The following is a 9,994-nucleotide window of genomic DNA, read 5'->3' as shown; positions in this document are numbered from 1 at the left end:
TTTTTTATTATTTTAATGTATGTGACAACCATTATAATGAAGTCGTTTGAATTAAACGTTCCTACTTAACAAATACTAATCAAATGATATTTATCTATATTTTAATAAATAATAATTAAACAGGCTTTTGTATTTAAATGGCTTTGCACATAAAAAAATCAGAATTCCTATTAAAATTCTGATTTTTTATTTCTAATTCTATTTCTTAATGATTGACGGCTTCTTTCAACGCTTCAACCTTATCCAATTTTTCCCATGGAAGATCGATGTCAGTACGTCCCATGTGACCATAGGCCGCTGTTTGACGGTAAATAGGACGTTTAAGATCAAGCATTTGAATGATACCTGCAGGACGCAAGTCAAAGAGATCACGGACAGCAGCTTCAAGTTTGCTTTCAGCAACTTTAGCAGTTCCGAAGGTATCAACACGGACTGACACAGGGTTAGCAACACCGATAGCATAAGCCAATTGTACTTCTGCTTTCTTAGCAAGACCAGCAGCTACGATGTTTTTGGCAATGTAACGAGCCGCATATGAAGCTGAACGGTCAACCTTAGTGGCATCCTTACCTGAGAAGGCCCCACCACCGTGTCGTGAGTAGCCACCATAAGTATCAACAATGATCTTACGACCAGTCAAACCAGAGTCCCCTTGAGGTCCTCCAATAACAAAACGACCTGTTGGGTTGATAAAGAATTTTGTCTCGTCATCCAAGTATTTGGCTGGAATAACTGCTTTAATGACTTTTTCAATGACGTCTTGACGAATTTGATCATTAGTTGCTTCAGGATCGTGTTGCGTTGAGATAACGACTGTATCAACACGTACTGGTTGGTCATTCTCATCATACTCAACAGTAACCTGAGATTTAGCATCCGGACGAAGGTATGAAATCTCACCAGATTTACGCAAATCTGCCAATTTTTTAACCAATTTATGTGAAAGGCTAACTGGAAGTGGCATAAACTCTGGAGTTTCATCGATAGCAAAACCAAACATCAAACCTTGGTCACCAGCTCCGATAAGATCAAGTGGGTCTTGGTCACCAGTTCCACGAACTTCAAGTGATTCATTGACACCTTGAGCAATATCTGGAGATTGTTCGATCAATGATGGGTGAACCCCAACAGATTCTGCTGCAAAGCCGTATTCTGCATTGTTATAACCAATTTCAGCGATAGTATCACGAACCACACGGTTAATGTCCACATAAGCTGTTGTAGAAACTTCACCGAAAACGTGGACAGAACCAGTGTAGACAGCTGTTTCTGCTGCAACGTGTGCATCTGGATCCTCTGCTAAAATCGCATCAAGAATGGCATCTGAAATTTGGTCTGCAATTTTATCTGGATGCCCCTCAGATACAGATTCAGACGTGAAAAGTTTACGTTCTGACATATAAAATGTCCCCCTTTTAATATGAAAAATAGTATTAGATAAAACAGATTCGACCGTCTCCTAATAGGTAAAACGCTATACTCCTAATAGAGCTAGACGCCGTTAAAAAGTTACAAAGAACCAACAGCCAACCCTAGGATGACTGTTGCCTTATCGGGACTTAATAACTACCGTCCATTATATCATGTTTTTTCAGTCTAGTCATATAGTTATTTATTATCAAGCCTTATCAATAATTTATAGTGAGCATTTTACCATCTTTTGTATTATACTTAGGATATGAAAACTTATGAACACGTTTATGACATCTTATCGAAGAGTCCTGACTTTGTGACGGGAGAGAGTTTGGCTAAAAGCCTTGGTGTCTCACGGACAGCCATTTGGAAGGCAATCCAAACACTACAAGAACAAGGAATTGACATTACAAGTGTACGGAAGAAAGGCTACTATTTAGAAAAGGGAGATATTCTTCTTCCTCAAGACATTTCTAAACAACTCTACATTCCAGTCTACTTTAATCCAGATTCTAACTCTACCCAACTTGATGCTAAACATGGCATGGAAAAGAATAATCCGACGCCCGCACTTTATCTGGCATCAAGTCAAAAAGCGGCCAAAGGACGATTTGATCGTCACTTCTTTGCCATTCCACAAGGTGGTATCTACATGAGTATCCACTTAAAGCCAAACTGTCATTTTGCCGACTTACCACCTTATACCATGATGGTGGCAGCAGCTATTGTCAAAGCTATCCAGCGTCTAACCGGTATCAATACAGAAATCAAATGGGTTAATGACATTTACCTCAACAACAAAAAAATGGCTGGTATCCTTACCGAAGCCATTAGTTCTATCGAATCTGGTCGCATCACAGATGTCATTATCGGGGTTGGGCTTAACTTCTCAATCAGTGATTTTCCTAAAGAGTTAGCCAATAAAGCTACTAGCCTTTTTACTTCTGAAAAACCAAGTATCACTCGAAACCAGCTTATTTCAGAAATTTGGAAGCTCTTTTTAACCATTCCAACTAGTGATTTGGTTAAAGTATATAAAGAAAAGTCCCTCGTTTTAGACAAACAAGTGACCTTTGAACAAGCTGGAAAGACTTATACTGGTGTTGCTAAAGAAATTGGCGACAAGGGCCAACTTCTCGTTCTTACTGATGATGGTCAGGAAAAATGGCTGAGTGCTGGCGAAGTGAGCCTTACTTCTTGGTAGACTTGTCGGCTGCACGCGCAATGCGTGAAACAACATAGGTTGTCCAAAGACGACGAAACAATAAATAACCAAAAAAGGCTGTAAAAAAGTAATAGCCGTGCTGTAAACTGTAATTAAAACAAACCGTTTCAAAAATAGTTTCAAGCGTAATAAACAAAATTTGTTGAATCATAAGATTATTATATCAATAGATAGAGCCTAGGACAAGCAGTCTAGGCTCTTTTCATTTTTAAAAGAATAAACCTTCCAAATATCAGCTTCAGCAATCAAACAAATAATACTGGGTTGCCTCTCTATCTAATTTCTAGACTTAGACCTAAAAAGGTCCACTGGAACTTCCTCGCTTTTTCATTTCTGGGCTCGGACCTAAAAAGGTCCACCGGAACTTCCTCGCTTTTCTATTTCTAGGCTCGGACCTAAAAAGGTCCACTGGACCTTTTTAGTCCTCTATTTCTACAACATCAGAGAGAAATTCGAGTTCTTGAGGGATATATTCTTCACGATCTTCTTTATCTAATTCTTCCTTGGATTTGAGGCTTCGTGCAAATTCTGTACGGAGTTTTTCAAATTCTGCTTTAGGAACAGCCATAATATTAGGTGAGAAACCGGCAGCTGAACTCATGATATTTCCGAACATATCATTAAGATCACTACGTTTCATGACCTGTTCAGCATTAAAGGCAGCATTAAATGCCAGGATAGCATTTTCCTGATTGGCTAATACAGGCTCGGAGCCATTCAAAAGTGCCCTATTTTGTGGACTAATAGAATCCAAGATTTCAGACCAAGTTGCCTTTAGAGCATCTAGACACTGGCGTGATTTCTGCGGATTTTCCATGGTTTCACGCATAATAGTGAGAATCTTTTCACGATCCACCTTGTACTGATAAGCAGGTTTGGCTTTTCGAGTTGGTACTCCTTCTCCTTGGATTTTGCCCTCTTTAAGAGCTTTACGAAGACCTTCAACCTCGCGACGAAGACTATCTAACTCTTCTTGTAAATTTCCTGGAATTTCTTGTGACATCTGACTATGGGTTTCTGACAATTTTATAGTCAGCATCTCCGCATAGATTTTAGGATGTGTTCCAGTTTTAATTTCTGGCAAGGCACTTGTAACCAAGTCAATCAATTGGAAAAGTCGGTCTTGCTCTAGAGAAAGATTTTCTTCAAAAAGGGGACTATGGTGACTGTTCTCTCCACCCGCTTTGACAATCAAAAGATCACGGAAATACTCCAAGAGATCAGTCGCAAAACGACTCATAGACTTACCATTATCAAAGAGGGTTTCGAGATTTGATAAAGCTTGCGTAGTATCTTGATTGCGAACGTTAGCGACGAAACTATCCAAGGCTGTCAAACCAATAGAACCAGTGATTTCTTCAGCTACGGCTTGGCTGACATGATTATCAGGAGACAGACTCAGTGCTTGGTCTAAGATTGACAACGCATCACGCATACCACCTTCCGCACGACGAGCAATAATGGTCAAAGCCTCATCATCAAAGGTTAATCCTTCTTTTTCCAGAATTGAAGCCAAGTGCTCTTTAATAGCTCCCTGTTTGATCGATTTAAACTCAAAGCGTTGGACACGAGAAAGGATAGTTGCTGGAATCTTATGTAATTCAGTGGTCGCTAGGATAAAGACCACATTTTCAGTTGGTTCTTCCAAAGTTTTCAAAAGAGCATTGAAAGCACCTGTCGAAAGCATGTGAACTTCGTCAATAATATAGACCTTGTAAGTAGCACGACTTGGGGCATAGGTCGATTTGTCACGAATTTCACGAATCTCATCAACACCATTATTGGATGCCGCATCAATCTCTATAACATCTTCGAGACTACCGTTTGTAATATCGCGACAAATATCACAGTGATTACATGGCTCCCCATCAACTTGATTAGGACAGTTCATAGCCTTGGCAAAGATTTTCGCCGCACTAGTTTTACCGGTACCACGCGGCCCAGAAAAGAGATAAGCATGGCTGATTTTCCCTGACTCTACCGCCTGTCTTAGCGTGGTTGAAATCACTTTTTGACCAACCATTTCGCCAAATGTCTGACTACGGTATTTACGATATAAGGCTTGATACATTAGTTTACCTCAAACATTCCAAATGTAAGCTCGGTTTTCTCGAGTAGAATTTTGACAAATGCTTCAAGATAATCTTGGTCTACGTCGTTATAGTCTCCTACTTGGTGAGAATCCAAATCGAGAACACCAACTAATTTGCCATCTTTAACCATTGGTACAACAATTTCACTTCGAGCAGCGGAATCACAAGCGATGTAATTAGCGTGTTTGGTAACATCTTCGACAATTAAGGTTCTATTTTCTGCTGCAGACTGGCCACAAACACCCTTACCTAGGGCAATTCGAACACAAGAAACATTGCCTTGAAAAGGGCCAAGGATTAACTCATTATTTACATTATCCATCAGGTAGAAGCCTGTGAACACAGAATTTGGTAGAGTTGTATTCAAGAGTGCCGAGGCATTAGAAAAGTTGGCCAGAGCATTGTCTTCATTGGCAAAAAGTGCCTTAGCCTGAGCTAGCATTATTTCATAGGCTAATTTTTTTTCTTCGTTAGTCATAACTACCATTATATCAAAGATAGGTCCTTAAAACTAAGATTGACCTACCTTTTCTCCTTCCCTTTCATTTAAAAATAATTCAAGATCATGAATAACATTTTCAGGATATTCTGGACTAGAAATCTGATAAAACTTAACAGTCATCCGATTTCTGAACCAGGTTAATTGACGTTTAGCAAAACGACGCGTATTTTGCTTAAGTTTTTCCAAGGCTTCATCCAAGGTCTGATTCCCAGCAAAATAAGGAAATAACTCCTTGTAGCCTATACCACGAGCTGACTGGGCGTCAGGATAATTATCATAAAGCCACTTAGCCTCTTCCAAGAGTCCAAGTTCAACCATCTTGTCCACTCGTGTATTGATACGGTCATAAATCAAGGAGCGTTCATCATCTAATCCGATAAGAAAGGGCTCATAAGTCGTCTCAGTATTTTCAAGATTCTCCGAAAAACGATGAAGTTCAAGTGCTCTAGTGGCACGACGTCGGTTAATCTCCTTAATCTCAATACCCAGGTCATCGATTTTGTCAAAAAGTTCCTGATCAGATAATTGCTCTAATTCTGAGCGATAGGATAAAACCTGTTTCTGGTCTACCTGTCCACCTAGATGATACCCTTCTATAAGGCTTTGTAAATAGAGACCTGTTCCTCCTACTATAATAGGCAACTTGCCACGACTAACAATATCAGTAATGGTAGCCTCAGCCTCTGTTACAAAATCATAGGCTGAATAAGACTCATCAACATCGCGAACATCAATCAGATGATGCACTGCTGCAGCCTGCTCTTCAGGAGTGGCCTTTGCGGTTCCTATATTCAATTGTCGGTAAACCTGCTGGCTATCTCCTGAAATAATTTCTCCATTAAAGCGCTGGGCCAATTTAATCCCAAGCGCCGTTTTTCCCACAGCAGTAGGTCCAGCCACAACAATAAGTTTGGTTTTCATAATGTTTTCACTTGCTATTCTAGATATTTTTTTAGATAATATAAGCATATTATAACATATACGGAGGATAGTCTCATGGCTAAAAAACATTCATTCGCTAAAGGTGTCGCTACTGGCGTTATCGGAACTGCTGCTACTGTAGCAGGTGCTGTCTTCGCAGTTAAGAAAACCATTATCGAACCAGAAGAAAAGAAATTGGCTTTCATCGAAGAAAACCGTAAAAAAGCAGCTCGCCGTCGTGTAAGCCGCTAAAACTAATGACCAGGGAAACCTGGTTTTTTACTGTATTTTTACTCTTCATCTATGACTAAGAACGGAGCCAATTTGAAAAGAAAAAAATATAATATCATTACCTTCTCTTTGCTAGCTTTCTTCTTTCTCTTTGGTTTTTTATCAAAACATTTAAAAGAACCTGTAAAGCCCGTAGCAAAAACGCATCACATCTCTCACACCCTTTCATCAAAAAGTAGTTCATCTCATAAAAAAGAGAAGACCAAATCTTCAACTACTACTTCAAAAGAAGATAAAAAAAAAGATCAAGCATCCCCTTCTGTTCAAGCACCAAATCAAAAACAAAACAACCAAACATCCCACCAAGATGGAAATCAAGAAAAGTCCAAGCCTGCTGAAGGTGGACGAGGTTGGGGCGGACCAGAAGATGGCTCCTATGCCACAAACGGAGGAGGCGGTGGTGGTCACGATGCAGCCTTCGTCGCAGGTGCTGGTGGAGGAAGCAATCGTGCAAGCTCAACTGATCAGAGCAATGAGTGGGTTGACGACGTTGATAACAATCCTTACGAGTACCCACAAGCTTCATCAAGTACAGATACAACTGCCAATTCCAATTAATGAGATAACAAAATACTAATCATCACCAGTATTCTATTTTAAACCCTAGTTAGGACTAATCCTGACTAGGGTTTTTCTTATAAAAAAACACCTATAGTTCAATAGGCGTCAAATAGATTTAGCTTAAATTTGGGGCAGAATAGCTTAAAACCGCTTGGTTAAAGGCTTAAAAATGTCCCCTGCCAACGAAAAGATATAGAATATAAGAATAAATGAAAACTATAAAGACTTGATTTTACTAGGTTTTTATAGTTTTTATTTTTATTTATTTTCGTAGATTTTTGAAAAAGGTGGACACAAAGGTGGACAAAAAAAGAACTGCCGAAACAGTCCTTGACCAGCTACGAGAAAATACTGGAAAAGGGATAATATGCAAGTATTGAGTGAAGAATATCAACCTTTTTATAGTATTATACCACAATCCGAATTTATAACAAATAAAAAAACCGCCCATAAAAGGGCGGCGTCTACCTATGAAGGCTATTCTCAAAACCATATTCATTATAACACAAAAAATAAAAACGCACCAGACCCCGTAGAGTTACTGGCACTTTCCTAGATATATTATACCAAATAAAAAAGCCCCAGCAAAATGCTGAGGCTCGACCACTACCACCATGATGTCCGAACTGTGGTCTGTCGGGAGGTGATATACTCCTTTTCGTTTTATAGTTTGCGTGGTTCTTTTATTTAATTATACACCAGTTTGCCCTTGCGTAGCTTGTGCTCGTTCTTCAATAGCCTTAACTACTGAGGCACTAGCTTCATTAATTGCCTTAGAGACCGCTGCCGTGTCGTTTGATTGACTATTCAAGAAACGGTCAAAGTCGCCATCATCCAACATCAAATGTTTAGCGCCGTTAGAACGTAGTTCATCCACTGTGCGCATAGCCCCAATACCGAAAACTCGGCCATTAACGACTCCAACATAACCTTGACTTCCTGACGTACTGCGTACTACATAATCCATATTTTCTTCTTCCTCTTTCTTATTCACTAAACTATCACCATCATTGATGATAACAACATTCTTATCCAATCCACCAGCTAGACCAGTGCTTGTAAACTGCCACCAGCGTGTATGTTCCATGTTTGGATACACACCCCAATATGGTTCTGGGCGTACCTCATAATCTGGATACGCTGCAATCCATAGGCTATTTGGATAGCGTGCAGTGATTTGATCTACATAAACATTAGCCAGTGTATAAGGTTTGTAACTATAATAGATAGGCTCAAAACCGTTCGCCTTACAGATATCCATAAACGCTAGGACTGCATTAGTATTCGCTTGTTTATCACCACTAGCGCCGTCTTCATAATCACAAACCAAATAGCGTGGGTGTGATGGCAGATTACTGATAAAGTAATTCGCTTCAGCTTGTGCCGTTGCCACATCGCCACCAAAACGAGCGAAGTGATAGTAACCAATACAATTACTTGTGTTAGTTTGTTGAGCTACTACTGGGCTAACCCAACCCACACCCTCGGTCACTTTGATTACCGTGTTATTAGTGCCGGACGCTTGACAGATACCAGTCAAGTCTCCCGGTTGATATGCTGATACGTCGATGAAATAGGCATTTTCAGTCATGCCGTCAAATGGCAATTCAAACCACCCGACCATTTGCTGAGCTGGTGCGTTCCAATCGATATAACTGAAATTCCCTGCACTGTCTAGGTTTCGTGTGACCTTGCGTGTCCATCCACCGTTATAAAGAGCATCACCGTTACCGTCAATATTTTGCTCGATTGTGGTAACTGTCCCGTCTGGGTTTTCTGCGACCACAAAACCGATATGACCGAATTGATGATATGGCAAGCAGTTAGTTACCCAAACACTCCCCACCGGTGGATTGTTAGCACCGTTAAAACGTGTGACTTTAAGCCCTAGGTTTTCAGCACGATCTAATCCGTCAATCGCATTCATGTAGCTGAAATCAAGATTAAACAACCCTTGATACTGCAATACATTGTCAATCAAAGCCACACATTGCCCACCATACGGATTCGTTGGCACGGTTACACGTTGATTGACTAGGCTCTCAAGCGTGTTTAATAACTGTGTTTTAGATGTCATAGGTCTCCTTTCTAAAATTATTTTTGAATAGATTGTTTAATTTCCGAGATAGTTCTTTCCAACTCTTCGACTTTCTGTTTTAAAGCGTCAATTTCGCTCGTTGGTAATTGAGATTGTGTTACAAGTGGGTCTGCCGCAAATTTATTTTGTTCTAGAACTTGTAGAAAAAAGTTATTGTATGTTGGGAATAATCCATACGCTTGGCTGACAGTCAACGATGAAGATTGTTTATCTTTAATTTCCTTGATATCCGCCCCTACAGCTTGAGCAAATTCTGTGAACTTACTCATAGGCTCACGCTTTCGCTGCAGCATATGCTGCTACCAAGTCCTCAGTTTCAATAGCTGTAATACGATTACCAAACTCTGTAAGTTTAGTAATGATACCAGAATCAACATTACCACCACCAGCGGCGATTTTATCAGCAAGTTCTTTAAGTGTATCAAGCTCTTCAGGAGCCCCACCAATAAGGTCAGTTTTAGCTTGCGTGATAGCTTGTGTCAAACGTTCTTCAGTCACACCTTCCGAACCCTTATCAGCCTTGCCTGCTAAGGTTGTTTTGATTTCTTTGATGTCAGCACCCACGGCTTGGGCGAAATCATGTAATTTACTCATTTATGTTTCCTTTCAAATTTTAGCTAGATTGTAGATATTTACGAGGTCTTCCGTGGTGTCACTACCACCAGTGATTAGCCCAGAATCTCGCAATTCATCCGCTAACAGTTTTAATTTAGGGTCTTTTTTTGATGGAATCACACCGTCAATGTTAAGTGAGCTCTTAACTTTTACCTTGAAATTGTTTGATGGGAAAATATGCCCGTTTAGTTTAACTTCGAGGTAGTATGTGCCTGGCTCTACGACATCGCCCATGACAAAGGTAAAATGTCCGTTCTCAACGGTTACATCTTGGT

At 40.0% G+C, this 9,994-nt stretch carries 12 protein-coding genes; 3 read left to right on the top strand and 9 right to left on the bottom strand.

Translation table 11 applies throughout. The annotated features are described in order from the left end of the window. Positions 1-205: 205 nt before the first annotated feature. Entirely contained in the window at positions 206-1,399 is a 1,194-nt protein-coding gene (gene metK / locus HMPREF2867_RS10105) for a methionine adenosyltransferase (protein ID WP_060971926.1), read from the bottom strand. 279 nt (positions 1,400-1,678) lie between these two features. Between metK and birA the strand changes: the two genes are divergently transcribed. Beyond that, positions 1,679-2,617 carry a bifunctional biotin--[acetyl-CoA-carboxylase] ligase/biotin operon repressor BirA gene (gene birA, locus HMPREF2867_RS10100; RefSeq protein ID WP_070577310.1) on the top strand — a complete coding sequence of 313 codons (939 nt, stop codon included), beginning with the start codon at positions 1,679-1,681 and terminating at the stop codon, positions 2,615-2,617. Here birA and HMPREF2867_RS10095 read toward each other — a convergent pair. The 4 genes from HMPREF2867_RS10095 to miaA all read right to left on the bottom strand — a co-directional run bounded on the left by HMPREF2867_RS10095 (position 2,604) and on the right by miaA (position 6,154). Further along, entirely contained in the window at positions 2,604-2,789 is a 186-nt protein-coding gene (locus HMPREF2867_RS10095; RefSeq protein ID WP_002883500.1) for a DUF3272 family protein, read from the bottom strand. The two genes, birA and HMPREF2867_RS10095, sit on opposite strands and share 14 nt — an antisense overlap. Positions 2,790-3,056: 267 nt before the next feature. Continuing rightward, the gene (gene dnaX / locus HMPREF2867_RS10090) at positions 3,057-4,709 is read right to left on the bottom strand and encodes a DNA polymerase III subunit gamma/tau (protein WP_070577309.1); all 1,653 of its coding nucleotides are present in this window, start codon (positions 4,707-4,709) and stop codon (positions 3,057-3,059) included. Continuing rightward, entirely contained in the window at positions 4,709-5,209 is a 501-nt protein-coding gene (locus HMPREF2867_RS10085) for a GAF domain-containing protein (RefSeq protein WP_301354554.1), read from the bottom strand. The genes dnaX and HMPREF2867_RS10085 overlap by 1 nt, the downstream gene beginning before the upstream one ends. 33 nt (positions 5,210-5,242) lie before the next feature. After that, the gene (gene miaA, locus HMPREF2867_RS10080; protein ID WP_070577307.1) at positions 5,243-6,154 is read right to left on the bottom strand and encodes a tRNA (adenosine(37)-N6)-dimethylallyltransferase MiaA; all 912 of its coding nucleotides are present in this window, start codon (positions 6,152-6,154) and stop codon (positions 5,243-5,245) included. Between the two features lie 75 nt (positions 6,155-6,229). On the opposite strand from miaA, the gene HMPREF2867_RS10075 reads away from it, so the two are divergent. Then, entirely contained in the window at positions 6,230-6,406 is a 177-nt protein-coding gene (locus tag HMPREF2867_RS10075) for a DUF3042 family protein (RefSeq protein ID WP_002883513.1), read from the top strand. A gap of 72 nt (positions 6,407-6,478) precedes the next feature. After that, positions 6,479-7,003 (top strand): hypothetical protein, encoded by a 525-nt coding sequence (locus HMPREF2867_RS10070; RefSeq protein ID WP_070577313.1) that lies wholly within the window; start codon positions 6,479-6,481, stop codon positions 7,001-7,003. A 694-nt stretch (positions 7,004-7,697) separates the two neighbouring features. Here HMPREF2867_RS10070 and HMPREF2867_RS10060 read toward each other — a convergent pair. The 4 genes from HMPREF2867_RS10060 to HMPREF2867_RS10045 form a co-directional block, all read right to left on the bottom strand. Then, on the bottom strand, positions 7,698-9,083 hold the full coding sequence (locus HMPREF2867_RS10060; RefSeq protein WP_070577305.1) for a GH25 family lysozyme: 1,386 nt from the start codon (positions 9,081-9,083) through the stop codon (positions 7,698-7,700). Positions 9,084-9,100: 17 nt separating this feature from the next. Continuing rightward, entirely contained in the window at positions 9,101-9,373 is a 273-nt protein-coding gene (locus HMPREF2867_RS10055; protein ID WP_070577304.1) for a hypothetical protein, read from the bottom strand. Positions 9,374-9,377: 4 nt separating this feature from the next. Then, positions 9,378-9,698 carry a hypothetical protein gene (locus HMPREF2867_RS10050; RefSeq protein ID WP_070577303.1) on the bottom strand — a complete coding sequence of 107 codons (321 nt, stop codon included), beginning with the start codon at positions 9,696-9,698 and terminating at the stop codon, positions 9,378-9,380. A gap of 12 nt (positions 9,699-9,710) precedes the next feature. Beyond that, on the bottom strand, positions 9,711-9,994 hold a 284-nt coding region (locus HMPREF2867_RS10045; protein ID WP_176744115.1), incomplete at its 5' end, for a hypothetical protein.

This window comes from Streptococcus sp. HMSC064H09 (assembly GCF_001812625.1).
Classification (GTDB): Bacteria; Bacillota; Bacilli; order Lactobacillales; family Streptococcaceae; genus Streptococcus.
Note: the sequence above shows the minus strand (reverse complement) of the source record. Positions and strands in the feature narration are given on the sequence as shown.

What these genes read in the sequence shown, in the direction of transcription:
- metK (WP_060971926.1), bottom strand. Translation starts at nt 1,399, where the DNA reads ATGTCAGAACGTAAACTTTTCACGTCTGAATCTGTATCTGAGGGGCAT.
- birA (WP_070577310.1), top strand. Translation starts at nt 1,679, where the DNA reads ATGAAAACTTATGAACACGTTTATGACATCTTATCGAAGAGTCCTGAC.
- HMPREF2867_RS10095 (WP_002883500.1), bottom strand. Translation starts at nt 2,789, where the DNA reads ATGATTCAACAAATTTTGTTTATTACGCTTGAAACTATTTTTGAAACG.
- dnaX (WP_070577309.1), bottom strand. Translation starts at nt 4,709, where the DNA reads ATGTATCAAGCCTTATATCGTAAATACCGTAGTCAGACATTTGGCGAA.
- HMPREF2867_RS10085 (WP_301354554.1), bottom strand. Translation starts at nt 5,209, where the DNA reads ATGACTAACGAAGAAAAAAAATTAGCCTATGAAATAATGCTAGCTCAG.
- miaA (WP_070577307.1), bottom strand. Translation starts at nt 6,154, where the DNA reads ATGAAAACCAAACTTATTGTTGTGGCTGGACCTACTGCTGTGGGAAAA.
- HMPREF2867_RS10075 (WP_002883513.1), top strand. Translation starts at nt 6,230, where the DNA reads ATGGCTAAAAAACATTCATTCGCTAAAGGTGTCGCTACTGGCGTTATC.
- HMPREF2867_RS10060 (WP_070577305.1), bottom strand. Translation starts at nt 9,083, where the DNA reads ATGACATCTAAAACACAGTTATTAAACACGCTTGAGAGCCTAGTCAAT.
- HMPREF2867_RS10055 (WP_070577304.1), bottom strand. Translation starts at nt 9,373, where the DNA reads ATGAGTAAGTTCACAGAATTTGCTCAAGCTGTAGGGGCGGATATCAAG.
- HMPREF2867_RS10050 (WP_070577303.1), bottom strand. Translation starts at nt 9,698, where the DNA reads ATGAGTAAATTACATGATTTCGCCCAAGCCGTGGGTGCTGACATCAAA.